The 22,250-nt window shown below is 45.3% G+C and carries 24 protein-coding genes; 10 read left to right on the plus strand and 14 right to left on the minus strand.

Going from position 1 to position 22,250, the window contains the following annotated elements:
• Nucleotides 1-20: 20 nt before the first annotated feature.
• Nucleotides 21-170: a hypothetical protein gene (locus AB4Z30_RS18445; RefSeq protein WP_441928970.1), complete on the plus strand. Its 150-nt coding sequence runs from the start codon at nucleotides 21-23 to the stop codon at nucleotides 168-170.
• Nucleotides 171-600: 430 nt separating this feature from the next.
• Here the strand turns inward: AB4Z30_RS18445 and AB4Z30_RS18450 are convergent, their stop codons facing one another.
• The 4 genes from AB4Z30_RS18450 to AB4Z30_RS18465 all read right to left on the minus strand — a co-directional run bounded on the left by AB4Z30_RS18450 (nucleotide 601) and on the right by AB4Z30_RS18465 (nucleotide 4,603).
• The gene (locus tag AB4Z30_RS18450; protein WP_441928972.1) at nucleotides 601-1,245 is read right to left on the minus strand and encodes an ABC transporter ATP-binding protein; all 645 of its coding nucleotides are present in this window, start codon (nucleotides 1,243-1,245) and stop codon (nucleotides 601-603) included.
• A 1-nt stretch (nucleotide 1,246) separates the two neighbouring features.
• Nucleotides 1,247-3,469, minus strand: a complete 2,223-nt coding sequence (locus tag AB4Z30_RS18455; RefSeq protein WP_441928974.1) for a DUF1430 domain-containing protein — start codon at nucleotides 3,467-3,469, stop codon at nucleotides 1,247-1,249.
• Between the two features lie 178 nt (nucleotides 3,470-3,647).
• Nucleotides 3,648-4,196, minus strand: a complete 549-nt coding sequence (locus AB4Z30_RS18460; protein ID WP_441928976.1) for a helix-turn-helix domain-containing protein — start codon at nucleotides 4,194-4,196, stop codon at nucleotides 3,648-3,650.
• A gap of 41 nt (nucleotides 4,197-4,237) precedes the next feature.
• Complete coding sequence (locus AB4Z30_RS18465; RefSeq protein ID WP_441929070.1) at nucleotides 4,238-4,603, minus strand: glyoxalase superfamily protein; 366 nt, start codon at nucleotides 4,601-4,603, stop codon at nucleotides 4,238-4,240.
• A gap of 269 nt (nucleotides 4,604-4,872) precedes the next feature.
• On the opposite strand from AB4Z30_RS18465, the gene AB4Z30_RS18470 reads away from it, so the two are divergent.
• The 4 genes from AB4Z30_RS18470 (at nucleotide 4,873) to AB4Z30_RS18485 (ending at nucleotide 8,399) form a co-directional block, all read left to right on the plus strand.
• Entirely contained in the window at nucleotides 4,873-5,550 is a 678-nt protein-coding gene (locus AB4Z30_RS18470; RefSeq protein ID WP_441928978.1) for an alpha/beta hydrolase, read from the plus strand.
• Nucleotides 5,547-6,320: a DODA-type extradiol aromatic ring-opening family dioxygenase gene (locus tag AB4Z30_RS18475; protein ID WP_441928980.1), complete on the plus strand. Its 774-nt coding sequence runs from the start codon at nucleotides 5,547-5,549 to the stop codon at nucleotides 6,318-6,320. The genes AB4Z30_RS18470 and AB4Z30_RS18475 overlap by 4 nt, the downstream gene beginning before the upstream one ends.
• A 281-nt stretch (nucleotides 6,321-6,601) precedes the next feature.
• Complete coding sequence (locus AB4Z30_RS18480; protein ID WP_441928982.1) at nucleotides 6,602-7,213, plus strand: SMI1/KNR4 family protein; 612 nt, start codon at nucleotides 6,602-6,604, stop codon at nucleotides 7,211-7,213.
• 211 nt (nucleotides 7,214-7,424) lie between these two features.
• Nucleotides 7,425-8,399, plus strand: coding sequence for a cation diffusion facilitator family transporter (locus tag AB4Z30_RS18485; protein ID WP_441929071.1), 975 nt, complete (start codon nucleotides 7,425-7,427; stop codon nucleotides 8,397-8,399).
• Between the two features lie 110 nt (nucleotides 8,400-8,509).
• Here the strand turns inward: AB4Z30_RS18485 and AB4Z30_RS18490 are convergent, their stop codons facing one another.
• Nucleotides 8,510-9,097, minus strand: coding sequence for an NAD(P)H-dependent oxidoreductase (locus AB4Z30_RS18490; RefSeq protein ID WP_441928984.1), 588 nt, complete (start codon nucleotides 9,095-9,097; stop codon nucleotides 8,510-8,512).
• Nucleotides 9,098-9,231: 134 nt separating this feature from the next.
• On the opposite strand from AB4Z30_RS18490, the gene AB4Z30_RS18495 reads away from it, so the two are divergent.
• Nucleotides 9,232-10,266 (plus strand): AraC family transcriptional regulator, encoded by a 1,035-nt coding sequence (locus AB4Z30_RS18495; RefSeq protein ID WP_441928986.1) that lies wholly within the window; start codon nucleotides 9,232-9,234, stop codon nucleotides 10,264-10,266.
• Nucleotides 10,267-10,419: 153 nt separating this feature from the next.
• Nucleotides 10,420-10,920 carry a hypothetical protein gene (locus AB4Z30_RS18500; protein WP_441928987.1) on the plus strand — a complete coding sequence of 167 codons (501 nt, stop codon included), beginning with the start codon at nucleotides 10,420-10,422 and terminating at the stop codon, nucleotides 10,918-10,920.
• A gap of 297 nt (nucleotides 10,921-11,217) precedes the next feature.
• Here the strand turns inward: AB4Z30_RS18500 and AB4Z30_RS18505 are convergent, their stop codons facing one another.
• The 5 genes from AB4Z30_RS18505 to AB4Z30_RS18525 form a co-directional block, all read right to left on the minus strand.
• Nucleotides 11,218-11,952 (minus strand): CPBP family intramembrane glutamic endopeptidase, encoded by a 735-nt coding sequence (locus tag AB4Z30_RS18505; RefSeq protein WP_441928988.1) that lies wholly within the window; start codon nucleotides 11,950-11,952, stop codon nucleotides 11,218-11,220.
• A gap of 420 nt (nucleotides 11,953-12,372) precedes the next feature.
• Nucleotides 12,373-13,446, minus strand: coding sequence for an ABC transporter substrate-binding protein (locus tag AB4Z30_RS18510; protein WP_441928989.1), 1,074 nt, complete (start codon nucleotides 13,444-13,446; stop codon nucleotides 12,373-12,375).
• On the minus strand, nucleotides 13,443-14,252 hold the full coding sequence (locus AB4Z30_RS18515; RefSeq protein ID WP_441928990.1) for an ABC transporter permease: 810 nt from the start codon (nucleotides 14,250-14,252) through the stop codon (nucleotides 13,443-13,445). The genes AB4Z30_RS18510 and AB4Z30_RS18515 overlap by 4 nt, the downstream gene beginning before the upstream one ends.
• The gene (locus tag AB4Z30_RS18520) at nucleotides 14,227-15,060 is read right to left on the minus strand and encodes an ABC transporter permease (protein ID WP_090924110.1); all 834 of its coding nucleotides are present in this window, start codon (nucleotides 15,058-15,060) and stop codon (nucleotides 14,227-14,229) included. The genes AB4Z30_RS18515 and AB4Z30_RS18520 overlap by 26 nt, the downstream gene beginning before the upstream one ends.
• Nucleotides 15,050-16,159, minus strand: coding sequence for an ABC transporter ATP-binding protein (locus AB4Z30_RS18525; RefSeq protein WP_441928991.1), 1,110 nt, complete (start codon nucleotides 16,157-16,159; stop codon nucleotides 15,050-15,052). The genes AB4Z30_RS18520 and AB4Z30_RS18525 overlap by 11 nt, the downstream gene beginning before the upstream one ends.
• A gap of 252 nt (nucleotides 16,160-16,411) precedes the next feature.
• Here AB4Z30_RS18525 and AB4Z30_RS18530 point away from each other — a divergent pair, with 252 nt between their 5' ends.
• The 3 genes from AB4Z30_RS18530 to AB4Z30_RS18540 all read left to right on the plus strand — a co-directional run bounded on the left by AB4Z30_RS18530 (nucleotide 16,412) and on the right by AB4Z30_RS18540 (nucleotide 18,433).
• Nucleotides 16,412-16,660 carry a hypothetical protein gene (locus tag AB4Z30_RS18530; RefSeq protein ID WP_441928992.1) on the plus strand — a complete coding sequence of 83 codons (249 nt, stop codon included), beginning with the start codon at nucleotides 16,412-16,414 and terminating at the stop codon, nucleotides 16,658-16,660.
• A gap of 94 nt (nucleotides 16,661-16,754) precedes the next feature.
• On the plus strand, nucleotides 16,755-16,949 hold the full coding sequence (locus tag AB4Z30_RS18535) for a hypothetical protein (protein ID WP_145414021.1): 195 nt from the start codon (nucleotides 16,755-16,757) through the stop codon (nucleotides 16,947-16,949).
• Between the two features lie 230 nt (nucleotides 16,950-17,179).
• Nucleotides 17,180-18,433, plus strand: coding sequence for an MFS transporter (locus AB4Z30_RS18540; protein ID WP_441928993.1), 1,254 nt, complete (start codon nucleotides 17,180-17,182; stop codon nucleotides 18,431-18,433).
• A 130-nt stretch (nucleotides 18,434-18,563) separates the two neighbouring features.
• Here the strand turns inward: AB4Z30_RS18540 and AB4Z30_RS18545 are convergent, their stop codons facing one another.
• The 4 genes from AB4Z30_RS18545 to AB4Z30_RS18560 form a co-directional block, all read right to left on the minus strand.
• Nucleotides 18,564-19,022, minus strand: a complete 459-nt coding sequence (locus AB4Z30_RS18545; protein ID WP_441928994.1) for an NUDIX hydrolase — start codon at nucleotides 19,020-19,022, stop codon at nucleotides 18,564-18,566.
• Between the two features lie 124 nt (nucleotides 19,023-19,146).
• Nucleotides 19,147-20,400, minus strand: a complete 1,254-nt coding sequence (locus AB4Z30_RS18550; protein WP_441928995.1) for a nitric oxide synthase oxygenase — start codon at nucleotides 20,398-20,400, stop codon at nucleotides 19,147-19,149.
• Nucleotides 20,401-20,526: 126 nt separating this feature from the next.
• Complete coding sequence (locus AB4Z30_RS18555) at nucleotides 20,527-21,006, minus strand: Dps family protein (RefSeq protein ID WP_441928996.1); 480 nt, start codon at nucleotides 21,004-21,006, stop codon at nucleotides 20,527-20,529.
• Between the two features lie 394 nt (nucleotides 21,007-21,400).
• Nucleotides 21,401-22,141 (minus strand): HAD family hydrolase, encoded by a 741-nt coding sequence (locus AB4Z30_RS18560; RefSeq protein ID WP_441928997.1) that lies wholly within the window; start codon nucleotides 22,139-22,141, stop codon nucleotides 21,401-21,403.
• Nucleotides 22,142-22,250: the final 109 nt, after the last annotated feature.

Consider the following 22,250-nt stretch of genomic DNA (forward strand, 5'->3'; position numbering starts at 1 on the left):
TTTAGATTGGGGGATTCAAGATGTTTGAGAATCGAGAACAGCTCCAAGAAATTTTAAAGAAGGCAAATCAACATGCACGTAAACAAGCTAAAGAATCTGGTGCCTCTATGAGCAGGGTGGTCATTGGATTGCTGAAGAAGATATCCGTTATCGATATGGTGAGTCATTGAAGAACCTCACACCAGCTTTAGCCATTGCAGATCGAGTTGTCATCATTGATAATACATACGAGCCTATCATTGTAGCGGAAATTATGAAAGAACACTTGATCTATCGTGTGGACCTTATTCCTGCTTGGGCTAATCCTGTTTTGGCTCAATACTGATACTCGTCACATAACTGTGACTACACCCGTAGAAGCTTATGTGTCGTTATCTTTGGACAGGGGCTCGACTGCCCCCGGCTCACCTCCATTATTAGAATCAAAAAAGCACCTTGATGGGTGCTTTTTTTGATACACGATGGATTGATAAAACTATGGGCACTAGGATTTTGCCAGTACTATAAGACTTTAGAAAATGAAGTGAATTTCTTGGAGAACCCAAGAAATTATAGTCTGCCTTCTCCTATTCGTAGTACTTCATGTATTGTATTTGTCATTTATAAACTTATCGTTCGTTCGCATTGTTCTGCAACGATATCATCATGCGTCACTATAATAATGGTTTTACCGTCCTGGTGAAGCTCATGCAGTGTATTCAAAACAAAATTGCGATTTATGGAATCTAGTGATCCCGTTGGTTCATCAGCCAAAATAACATCACAAGGTTTCAATAAAATTCTAGCTAATGCCAGACGCTGCTGTTCTCCTCCAGATAACTCATACACTTTTTTATTCAATGGAATGTCCAAGCCTACTTTCTCTAAAGCATTGATCTTTAAGCGTTGTTTTTCCTTTTTTGATTGACCGCTATAGGCCAGCGCAACCTCTAAATTGTTGCTCACATGGTCATTTTCGATCAGGGCAAAGTTCTGAAATAAATAGGATATGTTACTCCTTAGGATATACATTTGTTCCCGGCTTCCCAGCTTAGGTGCAGTAATTCCTTTAAATTTCACGGAGCCTTCGTCAGGCTGCTCTAACATACCTAGCAAGTTCATTAATGTCGTTTTGCCTGAGCCGCTTTTACCTGTAATCGCAATCAGTTGCCCCTGATAAATCGTTAGATCAAAGTTCTGTATTACCTTGTTGTCACCATACGATTTACTGACATTATGGAGTTCATAAATGGAATTTTGATTCAAGTCACTGTCCTCCTCCCTTTATAACTTGGGTGATATGCTTTCGCCAGATTCTTTTCAACCAGACTAATGAACCCCATAGTTCTAATGCTAAAAGAGAAAAACATATAAGAATAGCCAGAGCCCAATAAGCATGTTCTGTATAAATAACCCCTAGTAATGATATAGTCCATGTCACAATGAATAAAACAAAAAACTCCTTGTATTTCCTCGGTATAGAGAGACCAAAAATTCCTCTTATAATAAATTTTTGCTGATATTTACTAAAGACAATAGATACGTTTTGAAGCAGTAGAAGAATAAGAATAAACATGCTAATAACTAATGAAAGTGAGGCAGTGTAAAACTGAGCCTTCAGATGGTATAGCTTAGTCGCTATATATTGGTCAACGGTGATTACGTAATGAAGGTTATCATCCAATTTAAGCTGTCTTAGAGAGGACTTCATTGACATATACGTTTTTTGTGTGTCACCATCTATTAATTTTACTTTTAAGGGATCCGTACTTCCGCCACCCAAAATGGCATCTCGATCTCCGAGTAGACTATTCTTGAGTGTAACCACCTGAATAATTGGGTCGAGAATATTATTATTGTTTTGTGGGTAGACATCCGTGTTGAAGCTAAATACTTCTTGTCCATCTGTTGTCCAAATTATACGAATTTTAGGGGAAGCCACTGTTTCAGGTACATCCACTCCTAAAGTCTGCTTATCAAACTTAACTCTTTGTTTACGTTCCGTTTGAAAAAAACTTAGAATCTCCTGTTGCTGACCTTTTAAACGTTCAGGTACAAGTATAATCCAATCCGTTTCGTTTTCGGAAATGTTAATCATTTGCCCTTTATCATCATGCACAGGAAACTCATTAAGATAATTAGGATTCACAGATAAGGAACGATGCCCCTCATAGTTTTGGTCGAGTTCTAAAGCTGTTGTTTCATATGATCGAGCGTTAACTAGCACGGAGCCCATCTGATTGAGCAAAGGATATAAGTAATTAGTAGTTGTGCGAATGAATTGTGTCGAGCCATTTTGAAAATCGACGGAATCATAACCAATGTTTACAGGGTAGAAAACTCCGAACTTATTACTTTTTTGCCATTGGCGAAGTGCAGATTCTTCATTCTTCACCGCTTTATAGTTGGTAACCATATTAACACTAGATGATATAACCACAATGGTTACCACCACTTTGAGTAGTAGATTAATAAAGAGGACGAAGGAGGTCCCTTTTTTATTCTTTATTGCATGGATCACATTAAAACGGGCCATACGCGTATAAGCAGGCATCGTTAAGACTACGATTACTAGACATAGCAAGCATTGTTGATAAATAAGGTCATAAATGAACCGAGAGCTACTACCCGGAATGAAAAATGCCAGAAGAATGGATAATAGCATTATAGTGCAGAATACGTACACAACCGATTTTCCGATGGATTCAAACCACATCTTGCCTAAAGAATATCCGAATAATTTGTAAATTCCCAGACGTTTGGTTTCCTGGAACGTGTAGTAGAGAACAAAAAAAACAGTAATAATAACTAGTACATAATATAGTAGCTGGATGTCTGTATTTGAAGTAACGCTGTAAACATCCCTTGGAGAAGACATGTTCATAAAAGTTTGGGGTGATACCGTAATATTCATGTTGTTGGTTTTAAAGTATTGATTGGTATTCTCGGCTAATCGTTCCAAAAAACTCGCCAGCTTATCTTGATTTCCTTCTATGTAGTAGTAGCCGCTTACAGGCAAATAATCAAAAGAACTTCTTAATGGCCTAACAGATATGCTATCATTGCCTGCAAAATCCTGGATGATTCCAATTTGATGTGCGCTATGGTCTTGTGATGTGGACAAGTAAGCTTTGTCACTCTTCGTCTGTTCAGTACTTAGATATTCCCCAGACTTTAGAGTGATATAATTAAATAGAGTCGTTGGTCCATTAAGTAATATGTATTTTACCAACTCCATCTGCTGATTAGGTTTATTGTTAATGGCTGGCCTTATCAGATTGATATTCATTTCTGAAGAGGAACTTAACAAGATAGGATATATATCATTGGGATCAGACAAACCCACTCCATCTGGCATAAAAAATACAGAGCCTATTTTCTGTTCCAGTAGATACATCTGTTTGCGTTCCTTTTGATCGTAAGCATCGAAACTAACAAATATGGAGAGAGAGAACGATATTACTAAAAAAAAGATGATAAGCTTTTTCAAATCGAGTATCTCCTTCACGGTTCACAGAGATGAACAGATTGACTAGATCAAGTGAGGGATAAGTGTCCCTCACCTTTTTATACTTCTGTAAATACGTGCGATTCAATCATGAGTAACAAACGTAGGCGGTATACATCTTGTTTTACTCTGCGTCCATTTCCTCACATGCCCGCCCTATTCACTGGTTCAACAGATGATCGAGCTCCAATTCCTTGGACACCGCAATCAGCACAACGGCGGGTTCCTCGCCAATATTGGTCACTTCATGTGGTACAATCGCGTTCCATGTAAACGAATCTCCTTCTTCCAACGTCTCGATATCTTCCCCCTGCTTCGCTTGGATGACACCTTGCAGTACCAGATGACTTTCCTCGCCCGCATGTTTGCTAAGTCCCGTCGAAGCACCTGGCGGTAGCTCTACAATCGACATGCGCATCGCACCTTTGGCGGTTAACTGCTGTACTTTGATCTGTCCGCTACCTGCTGTGGTCTCCTTGCGTTCATGCTTGCGCACCACATTCATACGCTGCTCTGATGTCAGCAACAGGTAAGGCAGCGGTACGCCCAGATAGTCCGCGATGCTCTCCAATGTAGCGATAGACGGTGATGTTTTGTTATTTTCTACATTACTGATGAACCCCTTGGATAACCCTGTCCCCTCACACAACTGCATGATCGTAATCTGTTTCTGTTTGCGTATCGTTCGAATGGCCAAGCCAATATCCATAGTACTGCCCTTCCCTCTATCTTACTGTCATTTCCTCACATTCAAGACTCAACCGATGCCTCTACGAAAACAAGCCGATTGCCAAACGGATCGGTAATCGTCATTTCCCGTGAATCCCAAGGCGTTTTTTCGATACCCGGTCTCGCATATTTATATTTTTGCAAAGAAATCCGCTCATGCAGCTCCTCCAGATGCTCCGTCTCAATACGTAATGCCGCACCCGGAGTACAGTCTCCGTGATGTTCGGACAGATGAATGATAATCTCATCCTGCGATACCTGCATGTACAGTGGCATATCTGCCTCAAATCGATGTTCCCAGTCCACGTTAAACCCCAAGTAATCCGTGTAAAATTCCTTTGCCTTCGCTTCATCAAAAATTCTAAGAATAGGTACGATATGTTTCATCATCTTCTTCACGCCCTCCTCTACAGAAATAAAAATACACCACACTGATGCTCATTCCAAGTTCCCTTATACAAAACATATTTTCATCATACAAAAAAAGTGTTGACCCTACAATGAAAGCATGATAAATTTTGTTCATCAATAAGAATATTATTTTTATATTAGTGAACTTTTTTATGATCATGTACATTGCCTGATAATTTGGAGTTTGTTTATATTGATACATTTCATTTGTTCGTAACACATATCTCACCTGGAGGTGTATTGGTTTGAATTCTACTTATATTCATGAGGTGAAGCTACCTCCCCATTATGATAAAGACCAGCAATATCCCGTTATTTTTGCCTTGCACGGCATGGGATCAGATGAACAGGACATGCTTCGGTTAATGGAGCCATTGTCTTCCGACTTCATTATTGTTGCCATTCGTGGGCCTATTGTACAGGGCGGAGGTTATGCTTATTTTCAGATCAAAAGCATAGGCAATCCCGTCCGCGAGTTATACGATGCCTCGGTTCAGGGGCTTCAACAGCTCATCATCGAGCTGTCGGCTCAATATGCGATCGATCCTGCACGGCGTTATATTGCCGGATTCAGTCAAGGCGGCATCATGGCCATGACGCTGGCCTTAGTTATGGGTGATGCTATCAAAGGTATTGTTGCTATGAGCGGATACATTCCACAGTTTGTAAAAGAGGAATACACGCTGCAACCTTCTTCCAATCTGTCTGCATTTATTTCACACGGTGATCAGGATCACCTTTTCCCGTTACAGCTGGGCGAAGATAATGCTTCATTTTTCCGCAGCCATACGAATCAGGTCACTTATGTACCTTATAGCGGAGGTCACCATGTGACCCCAGAGTTATATGCCAAACTCCAACACTTTCTTCGGACGGATGCTGGGGTAACTACAGAAAACACGAAAGGAATGACTGAATCATGATGCCATCTTTGTTTATCGCCCATGGCGCTCCTTCACTTGCACTGGAGGAGAATGCGTACACTGAATTTTTGCAAAAACTCGGGCAGGACCTGCCCAAACCTAAAGCGATCGTCCTGTTCTCCGCTCACTGGGAATCAGCTACACAGCTCGTATCTTCTGTATCTGGCTCATATGACACGATCTATGATTTCGGCGGTTTCCAGCCCGAACTGTACCAGATCAAATATCCAGCTCAAGGACATGCCGAAACAACTGCCGAGCTCACCAAGTTGTTCACGGAAGCTGGAATTCCAGTGCAGACGGACGAGGTGCGCGGCCTGGACCATGGAGCCTGGGTTGTACTGCGCCTGCTCTATCCCGAAGCAGATATTCCTGTTATCGCTCTGTCCGTTAACCGTTATCTGACGGGTGAGCAACAGTATCAGATCGGTCAGGCACTCGCTTCTTTGCGTGAGCAAGACGTTCTTGTCATTGGCAGCGGTGGAACCGTGCATAACYTGCGCCGTCTGAACTGGGAAAGTCAAGGTGTGGATTCCTGGGCCATGGAATTTGATAACTGGCTACAGGATAAGCTGGAGCGCTGGGATACGGATGCCCTCTTCGCATATGACAAGCTTGCTCCATCTGCACAGGCAGCGGTTCCTACACCAGAGCATTTTGTGCCAATCCTGATCGCCATGGGTGCAGGAGATGAGAAGAAACAAGCCTCCCTCATGTTCCGGGCATATCAGTTGGGTAATCTGAGTTTGTCCTGCTGGAAGTTTGAATAACAAAACATGAGATTGGTTTAAAACATATAAAGACAAAAGCGTGAGTCACAGGGTAACCCTGCTGCTCACGCTTTTTTTGAGATATTGTTAAGTGGCTGAATGCAATTGCATAGACCACAAGTGTACTTTACACATCCATATTCGTTCATTATGTAGGACTCCCGCTTAGGTCTATGGTTTCTTGTACGAGTTTCCTGAGTAAATCTATACTAGTGGGAAACCGTCTCATCATTAGATTTACCAGACGAGTATGACATGGACCGCTCATAAGGAGGCGAAACATGATGTCAGAGCCAAGATCAGAACAACGTATCGATGAACTCATGCAAGAGTTGTTTGAACTGCTGGAAGAAAAGGTGCAGGATGAAGAAAACCAGGAGTTACTAGAGGCCTACCGTGAACAGGAAGGAGCAACCGATGAGGAGCTTGACGCGTTCGAGCAACACTACGGAATCCGACTACCGGAAGATTTCCGGGCATTCTACAAACGTAAAAATGGCAGCGGATATGCCTTTCACGTCCTTTTTCCAGGTGATGCAGCACAAAATGAAGATATGGTTTTCTACTTGTTATCGCTGGAACAAATGCAGCGGGAGCATGACGGTTCTGTAGAAATTCGGATGGAAGACTACTTCTCTGAAGAAGAGATGCGTGAGCTGGACCCGCGAATCAAGCCTTATCTTCATCAGAAATCATGGATTACCTTTGGTAAACTTGGTGGCGGCTCATTGTATCTCATGTTGGACTTTGACCCGACAGAGCAAGGAACGTATGGGCAGATTATTATGTTCAAACACGATCCTGATTTTGTCTATTACGTAGCCGGAACCTTCACCGAATTGCTGGAACAATCCAATCGGAACTTGCGTGAGCTCGACGTTATCGAATACTAAGTCCAATTGGATGACATCAAACATCTTAATGACCATTGTCGTCCAGATAATGATATGACCATTTTTTCATAATGCTGGGAGCTGCAAAGGCGGTTATAATAACATTTAGTGGAAATGCACAAGCTACCGGAAGAAGGACTGTCTTTCTACATCAACTACATATCTGGGAGGAACTACCGAAGTGGCTGAACAACCGAAGTCAGAGAGCTTTATGTCTCTCGTCAAAAAAGGCAACACATCCTCTGCCGTAGCCATGGCGGGTAACGCCATACTTGCATTATGTAAAGGAGGAGCCTTTATATTCAGTGGCAGCGGTGCTATGTTCGCATCCGCGATGCATTCACTGGCTGATGCCATTAACCAAGGGTTTGTATTTGTCGGAAGTGTATTATCCGAGAAACAACCCACACGCCGCTTCCCGACCGGATTTGGACGGGTCATCAACATTTTCTGCATGATTGCCGTTATTGTGGTGACGATCATGGCCTATGAAACGATTCATGAAGGTATCCACCTGCTCCAGCATCCGGCCAGTCACTCAGGCGGACTGTGGATCAACATTGGTGTGCTTGTGCTTAATATTGTGATCGATGGAGCCATCCTTATCAAAGCGATGAAGGAAATTCTCAAGGAAGCTCGTGCGCCTAAAGCGACCGGATTTGCCCTCGTGCCTGCTGCCATCAAAAACGTGGGACGCGCCGCACCGCCAACCCGTCTCGTATTTTACGAGGATGTTGTGGCTGTGCTTGGAGCAACCCTTGCGCTAGTATCTGTTATTGTCATTGCCCTGACGAACTTTGCCTTGCTGGACGGTATTGTAACTACCATCATTGGATGTTTGATGATTGCCGTTGCTTTCCGTGTCGGCTACGACAACATGATTGGCCTGATCGGTGTCGCCGCGCCGCAGGATGTCGAGGACAAAGTGTCCAAGACGATTCTGGCAGACAGCCATGTGGCCGATATCCAAATGATGCGCATCATTCAGGAAGGCCGGTATTACCATGTTGAAGGTCTAATTGAGCTGACGAAAGGCCTCAGTCTCGCGGATGCGGATGATATCAAGTTCCGGATACAGGAAAAACTGATGTTGGATCCTGATATTGCAGATGCAGCAATCTCCATTATCGAGGATGACGGCGTGAACAGCTGGGGCAAGAAACATTCGGATGTTTTGAAAAAGTAAAAAAGTAGTGAATTAACAATAGAATCACTGGATTATCGTAAAAAGATATACCGCAAATAGACGAAGCAGGAATTACCCTGCCTCGTCTATTTTGTAACTGGATCAGAATATCACCGGGCTTGTTTCATTCCCATTTCATTTACTTTATCCAGCCATTTCTGACGGAACGCATCTGTCGACTTGCGGATTGGACTAATATCGGTCACACGTATGGGGGATACACCGCTGAATTTAAGGATGTTGGACTTCATGATTCGGTGACCTGCCTGTCTATATACCAGTTTATTGTACAGGCTTGGTGTATCCGATGTTACGATGAGGTGCGCAGACTTACCTTTGAGCAATTTGTCCCAGAGTGGTGAGTTGTCGCGATATCTCATGGCAAACCCGGGCAGGAAAATCCGATCAATAAAACCTTTCATTACAGCAGGCATCGTTCCCCACCACATCGGATACACAAACACCAGATGATCTGCCCAACGGATCAACTCCTGCGCTCTCAGCAGATCAGGCTCCAGCTCTGTTCGCTGACGATAGCCGTATCGCAGATTCGGATTAAACTCAATCTCACTCAGATCGATCAACTCCACAGTCGCCCCGGATTTTCTGGCTCCCTCTGCGTAAGACGTTGACAGTGCTTTGCAGTAACTTTGCGGGTCAGGATGACCGTTAATGATGAGAATTTTATTTGCATTCATACTTGTGTTCCTCCTGTATAATATGATCTATGAAGACCGATGAAACGGACATATCACAAGCATAGAGTGAACGAAGGCATAAACAAATGATCAAGGGCGCTGAATCATTGCGGATTCGCGCAAACGGAGGAATTATGAAACATCTCAATCAAAGCGTCTCGATTAGCATGGTGTATCCCATTCTGAAAACACTGGTGTATAAAGGTTTCGATCCCGAATCCTTTTTCAGAGACATGGAAATCGTTCCTGTAATTACGGACAACCCGGATGCACGGATTCCCGTCAACGAACTGGAACGGATCATGCGGCGCGCCGCCGAATATACAAATGATCTGTATTTTGGATTACACCAGGGTGGACGGCTGGATTTTGCAGACTTGGGCCTACCCGGGTATGTCATGATGCATTCCAAGACGATCGGGGATGCGTTGACGGCCTATCAGCGGTATAACGATATTTTGTATAGTGGGTTTCAACTGGAGTTGGGTGTCAATGGACCGGATGTGATCATTCAGTTGTCTGTGCAAAATGAAGATATGCCTATGTCCCGTCATTGTGTCGAGGATATGGCTGTTTCGGTGCTGCATTTGATCAACAAACTGGCTAATCGCCAGGCTGTCGTGAAAGAAGTGCTTTTCCGTCATGAGGCACCTGACGCTACCGGAGACTTCTCTCCTTACGTCACTTCATTTGGGGTCACTCCCCAATTTGCTGCTGCACATACCCACCTGCGTTTATCCAAAGATATTCTGACACAGCCTGTTTTGTATTCAGATGCCAAGATGTTAAAGCTGTTTGAGACGATGGCCGAGGAGAGCCAAGCCGATCTGTACTCCTCCCAGCCTATCTCCAGCAAGGTGAGCGGTTGGATCACGGAGAGTCTGCCTTCCTTCTTTCCTACATTACAACACACGGCAGCACATCTCGGCGTGAGCATCCGCACACTTCAGACCAGATTGCGTGAAGAAGGTACAACGTTTAATGAAATCTCCGTTCAGGTACGGAAGGAACTCGCGCAACGTTACCTGCAAAGAGGCAACTATTCTGTAGGCGATATCGCCTATGCCCTGCATTTTTCAGAACAAAGTGCATTTCAGAATGCGTTCAAAAAGTGGACTGGACAGACCCCTGGGCAATACCGGGCTAGTTTGGCTAGAACGCAGACATAAGAACGAATACAGCATACCTAGACTTTAGTCTAGGTTAAGGTTAACGCCAAAGACGGAGGTTGCCGTTTTCCAGTTCATGGTATGCTGTGAGTAACGAATGCAAGGAATACATATGCACGGATGAAAGATTCCATATTCAAAAGGAGAGAAATTATGGCTAAACGTACGATTCTTGCACCTGTCCTGATTTTGCTGGGTGTTTACCTGATTCTGAATCAAGGCGGCACGATGGGGCCAGGCACGATCTTTGCTACCTTCTGGCCTACACTGTTTGTTATTCCGCTAGGGCTGTTCTTCCACTGGCTATATTTCGCCATGATAGGCCGCGGCGTGGGGTTACTTGTTCCGGGTGGCCTGCTGCTGACGGTTGGTATCGTATGCCAGATCGCAATGCTGTTTAATAACTGGGGTACGATGTGGCCAGGATTCATTCTCGCGCCAGCTGTCGGTTTGTTCGAACTCTACTGGTTTGGCGGCCGGAATAAATGGCTGCTTATTCCGATTAACATTCTGACCGTTCTTTCACTGCTGTTCTTCGCTGTGATGTCCGTTGGTTCTGTATTGAGCAACATGAGTTATATCCAGCCGGTTGTAGCGATTGTGCTGATTGTGGGTGGGGCGTATCTCATCATGGGGCGCAAAAAGCATATGTAGTGGCATGATATCCGATGAATTGGACTAGATTACACTGAGCCACTCCGGGAACAGAACAACTGCGGATCGCTGTTACCCCCAGATTTTTTTGAATCTCATATCTTATGAGAAAATCTGGTGGTAAAGGCGAGCGCTTCGCTTCCTTCGTTTGTCCTGTCCCCTCCGTTAATGTGTAATCTCATATTCATCGGATATCGCACTTCAAAGCTATTGCTCTAGAGCATACAAAAGAAAATGAACCATCCCTGATCCAGAGGTGATCAGGGGTGGTTTTTGTTTTTTCAGAAGGTTTCTGACTCATATGTCGGTTTCTACTGACTGTCTATTGACTTGGCTTGGCTCTGATTGCATAGCTATGTTGTATTTAATCCAGAAAAAGAGGATCAGCGGCAGGGCCGCGTTTGACGCGATAAAGAAAATCAGTGAAGGTAACCCGGCAAGTGGCATGTAGCTTATACCTGTCACTTGAACCAGCAGTTGCTCGCCATTCGGGCCATCAGAGAACAGGATGGATGATACCCCGTTCCAGCCTAGATGGCTTCCGACTGCAATAGCCATGGAACCGGATTTGGCATACGCATATGCCCAAACCAAACCCATAATAAAGGTGGTGGAAAATAGAATAATCATAACCGGGATGTTCCCGATCACACCGCCCGAAAACCAGTGATACACACCAAAAACAACAGACGATAACACAACTCCCCATCGTACCCCCAGCCAGTGAATCAGAAGCACAAGTAATGCGCCGCGAAATAATAATTCCTCGAACCATACTGATTTAAAATTCCACCAACTGGCAGCGCCAAAATCAGCCCATGAATAGCCCGGGTTTACCCTCCAAGTGGATAGGGTAACCAAGGATTCTGTCCAGTGAACTGCCGAGGAAACGAGGATACCCAACAGTAAGGCTATCGCAAATTGCTGGAGACGCAGACCTGCTGGGCGGTAACCTAAGATGGCTAATGGCTCCCTGATCGTGAAGCGAAGCAAAAACCAAGATATCAGGACAAGCACGATCATGCCTAGCATCACGAACCTCCTTCCCACTTCATTTTAAGTAAAACAATTGAATTCAAGATCACATCTACACCGTCAGAGTTTCCGTTTCCTTTCATTCCGTTCCGTTCCCTCCATCCCGATATACTTTTCATATTCGGGGTTATGGGCTTTAGTACGCACGGATGTAAATAAAGTTCCCGGCAATCCGAATTCTCGAAGCCCGCGCTGTCCCAGATTCATTACATGTTTCTTTGTTATATGCACCCTTTTGTTTCATACCCCTTCGTTTCGTTCTTCACAGTTCGGAATAAATTTAACGTCAAATATCCCCTGAAGCCACCAATAGGCTTAGGGGTATTTGAGTTACTTTTGTTGCTTTTGTTGCTTTTGTTGCTTTTGTTGCTTTTGTATTCGTTGCACTTCCCGCAGTTTGCGTAGACTGAGGGACAGCTATTTACTATGCATTTTAAACTCCAGGAACAGGTCGTTATAATGCGATAGCATTTTTTTGCCCAGATTGTTGTAGACCTCCAGCTTGCTTGTCAGTGTCTCGTCTGGATAGAAGCGTTCATCCTGCGAGATATCTTCTGGCAACAGTTTAAGTGCCTCCGCATTCGGTGTGGAGTACCCCACGTACTCCGCATTTCGTGCAGCATGATCGGGGTCTAACATAAAGTTAATAAACTGGTGCGCTCCGTCCACATTTTTAGCTGTTTTCGGGATGACCATGCTGTCGAACCAGAGATTTGAACCTTCCTCCGGTACCTTGTAATCCAGCTTGTCATTCTGATCCATAATCTCTGATGCATCCCCAGACCACACGAGTCCAACCGCGGCTTCTTCGTTCGCAAGCAGCATTTTAATCTCGTCCCCAACGATGGCTCTTACATTAGGGGTCAATGTAGATAGCTTTTTAAGTGCTGCCTGAAGGTGATCTTCGTTCGTATCATTGAGCGAGTACCCCAGACTGTTCAGACCCATGCCAATGACCTCACGAGCACCATCCAGCAACAAGATTTGGTTTTTCAGACGCGGGTCCCACAGGTCATTCCAACTATCAAAAGTCAGACCGCCCACCAGTTCCGGATTATACACAATACCTACGGTTCCCCAGAAATACGGGATAGAGAATTGGTTATCCGGATCATAGTTCAAGTTCAGGAACCGGGGATCAATGTTTTTCAGGTTAGGCAGCTTGTTGTGATCAATCGGAACGAGCAGGTTTTCTTCTTTCATTTTGCTAATCGCATATTCCGAAGGAATCGCCACGTCAAACGTTGTGCCGCCCTGTTCAATCTTGGTCAACATCGCTTCATTGGAATCAAACGTCTGATAGATGACCTTCATGCCTGATTCTTGCTCAAATTCCTTCAAGAGATCCGGGTCAATATAATCGCCCCAGTTGTAGATGGTCAGCGTGTTTCCACCGGAATACCCCTGACTTTTGTTCAGATACGAAGCCAGAATCATCAGGGCGAATGCGGCCACAAACACAAGCGCGAATGTCCGTACCAGCTGTTTCATGGACGCAGCCCCTTTCCTCCGGGTGGTATCCGTGTTGCACGGCGATTAATGAAGTAATATCCGACCACCAGCAGCACCGTGAGCAGGAACAACAGGGTAGACAAGGCATTAATCGACAATGACACGCCTTGCCTTGCTCTGGAGTAAATCTCCACCGAGAGCGTAGAGTACCCGTTCCCCGTCACAAAGAAGGTTACAGCAAAGTCATCGAGCGAGTACGTCAAGGCCATGAAAAATCCAGCGAAAATACCGGGTTTTACGTAAGGTAGCACAACGCGCGTCAGGATTTGCCATGATCCTGCGCCCAGATCGCGAGCCGCATCCATCAAGGTTGGACTCATCTCCTGCAGCTTCGGCAGCACCATGATGACCACAATCGGCACACTGAATGCGATATGGGACAGTAATACCGAAGTGAAGCCCAGTTTGATGCCAATCATCGTAAACAGAATCAGGAAGGATGCACCGATAATGACATCGGGACTAACAATCAGCACGTTGTTCAGGGATAACAGCGTGTTTTTGGTCCGTTTGCGACGTACATGATAGATCGCTAGTGCACCCGCCACTCCCAGAATGGTTGAAATCGCCGAGGACAACAGCGCGATAATAAACGTATTTAAGACGATAATCAGCAGCCGGGTATCCGCAAACACGTCCCTGTACCACTGCAGCGTAAAGCCCTCGAACCCCCGCATATGACCGCCGCTATTGAAAGAATAGAAAATCAGATAGGCAATCGGTGCGTACAAAATGGCGAACACCACCGCCAGATAGACGTTAGACAGCTTTCCGTTTCTTCCCATTTCGCACCTCCTTCTTGCCTGATCCGGTTAGAAACATAATGACCGCCATCGCGATAATCAAAAAGACGGCAATCGTCGAACCCATGCCCCAGTCCTGGGTAACGAGAAAATGCTGCTCAATCGCTGTACCCAGCGTAATGACACGGTTCCCCGCAATGAGACGGGTAATCATAAACAGGGACAGCGCCGGGATAAATACCGCCTGACAGCCTGATTTCACCCCGCTGATCGTCAGCGGAAAGATCACGCGGCGGAACGTCAGCCACGAGGATGCGCCGAGATCCCGTGCAGCATAGATCAGGGATGGATTCATCTCTTCCAGCGCGTTAAAGATCGGCAAAATCATAAATGGAATGAAGATGTACACCGAAACAAAGATAAAGCTGAAATCAGTGAACAAAATCTGCTGTGTACCAATGCCCACCACTTCCAGCAGGGAGTTGGTCAGACCATACGTGCCGAACAAGCCGATGAAGGCGTACGCTTTTAACAACAGATTGATCCAGCTCGGCAAAATGATCAGCAGCAGCCACAATTGCTTATGCTTCGTTCGCGTCAGCATATACGCCGTTGGATACGAAATAAGCAGAGAGAAAGCTGTAATCAGAAATGCGTACCAGAACGAGCTGAGCGTCATCTGCATATAAACTGGCGTAAAGAACCGCGCATAGTTGCCCAGTGTGAAGTTGCCCTCCACATCGAAGAACGAATAATAGATAACCAGCAGCACAGGCGCTACAACGAACAACACCATCCATAACACATAGGGAATCAGATACGCATTGCGCGTGCTGGCTTTAGTCTGCATGAGCGGCCTCTTGATAAGCTTCGAGTCGTTTGTCGAACTCTTCCTCGGTTTCATTGAAACGCATAACATGAATGGCTTCCGGGTCAAAATAAAGCCCGATGCGCGATCCCACGACCGCTTTCTTTGTCGAATGAATCAACCATTCGTTGCCTGCGTCATCATAGGTGGAGATTTCGTAGTGCACGCCGCGGAACAGCTGCGAGTCTACCTTCACCTGGAGTTTGCCTTGCTCCTCGGTTGTGATCTCGAAGTCTTCCGGACGAATGACGATCTCAACAGGCTCGTCCTGCTGTAATCCCTGATCGACACATTCATACTGAGCACCTGCAAACTCAACGACAAAATCCTGTTTCATTTTGCCTGCCACGATATTCGACTCTCCAATAAAGTCCGCAACAAAGCGGTTAATTGGCTCATCATAAATATCGTTCGGCGTACCGCTCTGCTGAATGACACCGCCGTTTAGGACAAAGATTTCATCCGACATCGCGAGTGCTTCTTCCTGGTCATGCGTGACAAAAATAAACGTGATGCCCAGCCGTTGCTGCAGTTCTCGCAGCTCGTACTGCATCTCCGTACGAAGCTTCAGGTCGAGCGCTGACAAGGGCTCGTCCAGCAGCAGAATTTCCGGCTCGTTCACAATCGCGCGGGCAATCGCCACACGCTGGCGCTGTCCGCCGGACATCTCGCCGATCTCCCGGTTCTCGTAACCGGACAGATTGACAAACTTGAGAGCTTCCAGCACTTTGCTGCGAATCTCGGATGTTTTCATTTTTTTAATCCGCAAGCCAAAGGCTACGTTCTCAAATACATTCAAATGTGGAAATAACGCATAATCCTGAAATACCGTATTCACCTGACGCTGATGCGCAGGCACCCGGTTAATCAGTCGGCCATTAAAATAAATGCTGCCCTCGGTCGGCTCCGCAAAGCCGGCAATCAGCCTTAATATCGTTGTTTTACCACAACCGGACGGACCGAGAAGCGTATAAAATTTACCACGTTCAATCTCAAAGCTGACAGCTTTCAATACAGCCTCATCCTGGTCATATTGCTGTGTCACCCGCTCGAACCGGATGATCGGTTGTTGTTCTGACATGCTTCACGTCGCCCCCTTATCCTTGGGTCTATCCTAAGAAACCTTACCTATTATACACGACTTTAATTAAGCCATATCTCGAATATGAATAATTTACCCCATTTTCTTTTGTTTTGAAAGGTCAAGCGCGTACGTTACAGATATTCATAATATGGCGATAAATCTATTTTCTTATTAATTAGTCTTCTATAACAAACGAATTAATAGATTCGGAATAGTATAACGTATATCCATCACAAGGAGGTATTCTTCATGGCTAACTACTTGTCCCCACACTCTCCAAAGAGTAAAGCTGCCAACAAAAGCAAACTGGTATCCAAAAACCGCGCCAAAAACAAATCTAAAAACAATGCAGGTAACACAAGCAAGTCAGAGCATATCCAAGAAACGGTCGTTAACGTCATTCTGCCTGAATCTAAAGAGAAAGATACACACCACCACCATCATCATCCACATTCTCATCATCACCACTGCAATCCCGGCTGCAATCCTTACTGTTAATCAATCTATTTCAATATGTTGGCTCGCCCATACGAGTTGATAGATTCAAAAAATAAATGATGCAGATCATGCATTAATCAAGGAGGCATTCTTCATGACTAACTTCTTCTCTCCACTCTCTCCAAAAAGCAAAGCTGCCAACAAAAGCAAACTCATTTCTAAAAATCGTGCCAAAAACAAGTCAAAAAACAATGCAGAAAACACAAACCATGCAACACATATTCAAAAAACCGTTGTTAACGTTGTTATGCCTGACCATGAAAATAAACATCCTCACCATCATCACTGATTGCAAATATCGCTATAGCTCCGCATGGATGTAAATTACGCAGCATAAGTCTCATAAGAAGACGTAGCAGTTACATCTGCTACGTTCCTTTTTGAGTTTTATGATAAATTTCCGAACTGATTGACGCCCTCTTTACGGCTCAGCATATGATGACTCATGATGTCCTTTACGATATGTTCCTAACGTATGGGACTCCATATTATGGAGTCGAGGTGAGGAAGACCATGGAGATGCGCCGAAATCTACCCCTGTTAATGAGTGTCTGTTTTCTAAGCCAGATGGGGGGATTTATGATTCTACCCCTCTTTCCGCTATATATCGATCAATTTGGCCTATCTGGCTGGGAAATGGGTTTAATTTTCGGAATGTTCTATTTGGGTAAAGTAGCCGGTGGGATCCCAGCCTCTGCACTCTATCGCCTGGCAGGTGCTAAAATGTCTCTGGCCCTTATGTTGCTGATGCTTGCCATATGTACAGCAGGTTTTGCCATCGCGACTACATCCATGCTGCTTGGTGTGCTGCGGCTAATGCAAGGAATAGCCTCAACCGGACTGACTGTCATCGTACGCTCTATCATCAGTGACGGGGGAAATAGGGATAACCGGGGACTGTACAATGGATATATTAGCAGCAGCGAGGGTGGCGGAATGATTCTGGGGCCAGTAATCAGTGGCTGGCTTGCGCTTCACGTACCACTGTCCGTTCCGTTCTGGCTGGTTGCATGCTGCTGTCTGATTGCCATGGTTGCTGTAATGGCCATGCAAAACGAAGTAGAGCATAAATCATCCGGCATAATACCGATCCCCGAGATGAAGGATGGTGAAGCTCTCGCTTCTACTCCAGCAGATCAAGCCTTTCGCCAGGAAGAGACCGCTCAGGAACGGACCTCTATGAATAAAAAATCTGGTACAGATCCTATTCCTGTCCCACTTACAGGATACATAACGGTGCATGTCCTGGAGATGAGTGCTTATGCCGTATTCCTGACGTATTTTGCACTCTATGCCACTCAAATTATGCAGTGGGATGCCTTTTCCGCCAGTCTGGCCTTTACTGTAGCCGGAATCTCTACCCTTTCAGCTGCCCCTTTTGTTGGTATTCTTTCCGACCGCTTGGGTGATCGGCTTCTGCTGTGCATGCTCGGCATGTTTCTCATCGGGGTCGAAGTCGTTGTATTCCTCAGTACATCTGCCCATTTATGGGTGTACATTGGCATGTTCATCGGTGGCATTGGCGGAGCTTGTTACATGGATTCCTTTTTTGCACATATCGGGGATCACACTCCTGCAGCGAATCGAAGCGCCATTATTGGTAAAATTGTCTCGTCAGCCGAGATTGGCTCCATGGTATCTCCTCTTATAGCAGCACTTCTGATGGAGACTTCGTCCCTGTATGCCGTATTTATCTTTAACCTCCTTCTTATCGCAGCAGCCATCGCCGTTCAAGCGATTATGCGGAGCAGGTATCGGATGAAAGAGAGATAATGGCGCAGTTCTTTGAAGTGAAGGGGATATTAATCAAGACTTTTGTCTTAGGAGACATCTTTTAATGATGTGTAACAGTACAATCTGAAGAGATTTCCCTCCTGATCCAGAGAAACATCTCTTCAGATTTCTAGAGCAGTGAAGCCAAGTAATGTGCATTTTCTTGAATCTTTCGTTTTATGTAAGGATCTGTACTTTCAGGCAGTTCTGTCGGATGATAAAACCTCGCTTCAAGAACCTCAAACCCATCCGGATTTAATTCTCCTTCATACTCCGTACAAATATATCCAATGACTACATTATAGTATTCGTCTCCATTTCTTAATTTGGTATACAGCTGTTCTCCAGAGAATACACCGTACAACTGCATTTTTTTTATTTCGATTCCGATCTCTTCTCTGACTTCTCTTCGTGCCGACTCTTCTACCGACTCACCGAGTTCCATCATTCCACCAGGCACTCCCCAAGTGTTATCCATATGTCTGACCAACAAAATTTCACATTTTTCATTAACAATTAAGACGCTTGGCCTCACCAAAATTAACGGAGTATTCCCCACCAGCCCACGCAACGTTTCAATGTATCCCACGACAGCGCCCTCCTATCAAGTATATGTTCATTATAGAATTCCCCGGTGGATTCATATATAGAAAAAAATGTATCTTAACCTTCTCATTTTACGTGTAACAACGCTAAAAACCCGCTCACACAACTTAATGTGCAAACGGGCATTTCATTGATGCATTCTCAGCCTGTGGCTGCGTAGTTTCAACGGACCGATGCTCTTGGTACTCTTCATGATCCGAATTCTCATGATGCTTATGATGCTGCTCAAGGGTATCCGCGTCTGCGGCAATAGCCATCCCGTCTTGAAACCTGTATGCAGGGTCCTGATGAAAAAAGTTCGGCTTCACAACCTCATTACGATAGGAGCTGTGAAATATATGAGTAGTCGCTGGAGATACCGGTGGAATCAGCCACACCCAGTCTCCGGTCAGCTCTCGTTCAGCCTTCTCCTCTCGCTGTTCAAACAAGGCAAATTGTGCCGCAGCCGTATGATGATCTACGATGCTCACGCCCGCCTTCTTGAATGAATGCAACACAGCCACATTCAGTTCCACCAGTGCACGATCCTTCCACAGTGTCGTTTCACTCGATGTATTCAAGCCCAGTGCAGCAGCTACAGCAGGTAACTTGTTATATCGGAACGTATCGGCAAAGTTACGCGCACCAATTTCGGTTTCCATATACCAGCCGTTGAATGGTGCAGCAGGATAGTTAATGCCCCCGATTTCGACCCGCATATCGGCAATCATGGGCACGCCATACCAACGCAAACCCAGTTCAGCGATTTCTGCTCGTTCCGGGTGCTCAATCTGCACTTCAATGATCTCCTGCTCAGGTATTTCATACCACTCTGGAGCCTGTCCCTGAGCTTGAATGATAAGCGGCAGTACATCATATTCGCCGCCAGCTCCCTGCCAGCCGAGCGAAATGGCCGCTCTGGTCATTTCAACGGAAGCAGGATCACCTACAATACCTTTTTCTGTCTCATATCCCGCATAGCGAATCAGTTGGTGATTCCAGAGGCGAATCGGTTCTCCGTCCGGTCCAGCTGGTGGCAAGATGGTAATTGTCGGGATGATCTTGCCTCCGTTGGAAGCGTTATGGATATGATCCAGTACAGCCTGTGCTGCCAATCCTCCGGTACCTGCATGACGGGCATCCACGATCCGCAGCTTATCCCAAAACAGCCGCCCGATACAGCGGTTGCTGTTCCGCCAAGCCATTTTGCAGCCATGCTCCATTTCTTCAGCAGTATGGGTATAGGTTCCTGTTTTGTCCATCTCTTGCTTAATGGCAATAAGCCGGGCCTCTGCGTCTTCACGCGTATGGCCCAGCTCTTTGTAACATGTATATATAAACCGTTCGGCTTCTTCCTGCAATCGTTCCAGGTCTGTCCGCATTTTCATTCCACCATTCTGTACATCTTGGATGCCATTATTATACGGGAAGCACACCGGATTTGTAAGCAAACGGGACGTTTGTTCACGGACTCTACATATCGTTGTCAGGACACAGGTTAGGCTAGATTATTTGCCCAAAAATGCGTTTAACATCCAGATCTCTTTATCCAGCGCAGCAGTGAACCCGATCATCATGTCTTCCGTTGCATTGTCTTCAACTTCCCCAGCTTCATGAATGCCTTGGCGAATCACATTCAGCATCGCATTCAAATCAGCAACAACATGTTCAACCATCTCTTCAGCAGACAATTGTCCTTGTGCTTCTGTAATTGGGGATAGACGCAGTTGTTCAGCAATTGTTGCTACAGGACGACCACCGATGGTCAGAAGACGCTCAGCAACCTCATCCATATTGGCTGTAGCCAGGTTGTACAATTCTTCGAATTTGGCGTGAAGTGTGAAGAATTGTGGCCCTTTGACATACCAATGAAAGTTATGCAACTTCGTGTAAAGGACAGACCATCCTGCGATCTGACGGTTCAAGACCTCTTGAAGTTTAGCTGTGTTTGTTACAGAAGTGTTTGGGTTAGTTTGGATTGTGCTCATGGAATTTATCCCCTTTCGAATGTCTCACTTTAGTTTATTAAGTATTATTTGTTTGAAATTGCTTCACTAGTCTATTCTTTAATTTAGACTTAATCTAAATCTTGTTTTAATTATAACACCGCCTATCTGCTTTGAAAAGAGCTTTGGCTTCTCTTATAGATGAAGATTCAATGAAGCCGGGCTTCATGATAAACATATGCGCCTCCGCCATAGACAAGGTTGCTCATGTAGTTATACTGCCAACCGCACCTGCGTTCAGTGAACATTCTCACACACCCAAATGAGAATAAAAAACAGCCCTTTATCTGCAATCACAGATGAAAGGACTGAAAGCCTTTTTACAACACGATCATTATGCAATTCTTAAAAGTGCTGCGATTCCCCGCGTTCCCGCCTAAGAAAGAACCTGTTCAAACGGAAGAAAATGACTGATTTCCTCGTAGTTCCGTGCCATAAAATGAGGCTGATGATCGGATTCAGGCAATGCCTCACGGTGATTAAACCAGATGATCTTCCAGCCTGCGCCCACGGCTCCTACAACATCGTTGCGCCACGAATCCCCTACATAGTAGCTGTTTTCCGCTGCCATTCCTGTCTGCTTGTTCACATGCTCAAACAGTCTGCTGTCCGGTTTCGCATAACCGACTTCACCAGAGATAAAGACCAGTTGCTCGTCCACTAGACCAAACACATCCAACGCTTCTAACTTGCGACGCTGATGCTGGCCTTCTCCGTTCGTAATCAAGCCAACCGTATGTCCCTCCGCCTGAAGTCTGCGAATGAGATCATAGGCTCCTTCGAAGGGAGTAATCTCAAACTGTCTGCTCAGATACCTACGTTGCAGTTCTTGTGCTTGTCCAGGTTGCAGTTTAATTCCAAAATCGGCCATTGTTAGCTCAAACCTGCGGCATCTCATACGCTCCACTGCATCCGGTTCCGGAACTGCCGACAGGTCTTCCTGTGCAGACAACCAGTCACTGTAATACCGAAAACGATGATAGGCCAGCGCATAATCAAACGGTTCCGGTAATTCCAGCACCTCCTGCAATGCTCTCCGAAGGGGCTGCAAGTGATCATATAAGGTATCATCCACATCAAAAAATATGGCTTTGGCTGTATTATTAGTCTCCGTCATTGAAGCTTACCCTCCTGAATCTATTCTCAAATCCAGATTTGCATTTCCTCTACTATATATGCTTTTGAGAAGTCCGTCCAAAGGGAGAGGGCTCTTCTTGTTATGATGG

Origin of the sequence: Paenibacillus sp. 2TAF8, from assembly GCF_052114825.1 — a bacterium.
Lineage (GTDB): Bacteria > Bacillota > Bacilli > Paenibacillales > Paenibacillaceae > Paenibacillus.

Coding starts and splice junctions, on each gene's coding strand:
- AB4Z30_RS18465 (WP_441929070.1), bottom strand. CDS start 4,603: ATGAAACATATCGTACCTATTCTTAGAATTTTTGATGAAGCGAAGGCA.
- AB4Z30_RS18460 (WP_441928976.1), bottom strand. CDS start 4,196: ATGGATATTGGCTTGGCCATTCGAACGATACGCAAACAGAAACAGATT.
- AB4Z30_RS18485 (WP_441929071.1), top strand. CDS start 7,425: ATGTCTCTCGTCAAAAAAGGCAACACATCCTCTGCCGTAGCCATGGCG.
- AB4Z30_RS18505 (WP_441928988.1), bottom strand. CDS start 11,952: ATGCTAGGCATGATCGTGCTTGTCCTGATATCTTGGTTTTTGCTTCGC.
- AB4Z30_RS18515 (WP_441928990.1), bottom strand. CDS start 14,252: ATGGGAAGAAACGGAAAGCTGTCTAACGTCTATCTGGCGGTGGTGTTC.
- AB4Z30_RS18525 (WP_441928991.1), bottom strand. CDS start 16,159: ATGTCAGAACAACAACCGATCATCCGGTTCGAGCGGGTGACACAGCAA.
- AB4Z30_RS18500 (WP_441928987.1), top strand. CDS start 10,420: ATGGCTAAACGTACGATTCTTGCACCTGTCCTGATTTTGCTGGGTGTT.
- AB4Z30_RS18530 (WP_441928992.1), top strand. CDS start 16,412: ATGGCTAACTACTTGTCCCCACACTCTCCAAAGAGTAAAGCTGCCAAC.
- AB4Z30_RS18445 (WP_441928970.1), top strand. CDS start 21: ATGTTTGAGAATCGAGAACAGCTCCAAGAAATTTTAAAGAAGGCAAAT.
- AB4Z30_RS18550 (WP_441928995.1), bottom strand. CDS start 20,400: ATGCGGACAGACCTGGAACGATTGCAGGAAGAAGCCGAACGGTTTATA.
- AB4Z30_RS18535 (WP_145414021.1), top strand. CDS start 16,755: ATGACTAACTTCTTCTCTCCACTCTCTCCAAAAAGCAAAGCTGCCAAC.
- AB4Z30_RS18520 (WP_090924110.1), bottom strand. CDS start 15,060: ATGCAGACTAAAGCCAGCACGCGCAATGCGTATCTGATTCCCTATGTG.
- AB4Z30_RS18480 (WP_441928982.1), top strand. CDS start 6,602: ATGATGTCAGAGCCAAGATCAGAACAACGTATCGATGAACTCATGCAA.
- AB4Z30_RS18540 (WP_441928993.1), top strand. CDS start 17,180: ATGCGCCGAAATCTACCCCTGTTAATGAGTGTCTGTTTTCTAAGCCAG.
- AB4Z30_RS18510 (WP_441928989.1), bottom strand. CDS start 13,446: ATGAAACAGCTGGTACGGACATTCGCGCTTGTGTTTGTGGCCGCATTC.
- AB4Z30_RS18490 (WP_441928984.1), bottom strand. CDS start 9,097: ATGAATGCAAATAAAATTCTCATCATTAACGGTCATCCTGACCCGCAA.
- AB4Z30_RS18555 (WP_441928996.1), bottom strand. CDS start 21,006: ATGAGCACAATCCAAACTAACCCAAACACTTCTGTAACAAACACAGCT.
- AB4Z30_RS18495 (WP_441928986.1), top strand. CDS start 9,232: ATGAAACATCTCAATCAAAGCGTCTCGATTAGCATGGTGTATCCCATT.
- AB4Z30_RS18560 (WP_441928997.1), bottom strand. CDS start 22,141: ATGACGGAGACTAATAATACAGCCAAAGCCATATTTTTTGATGTGGAT.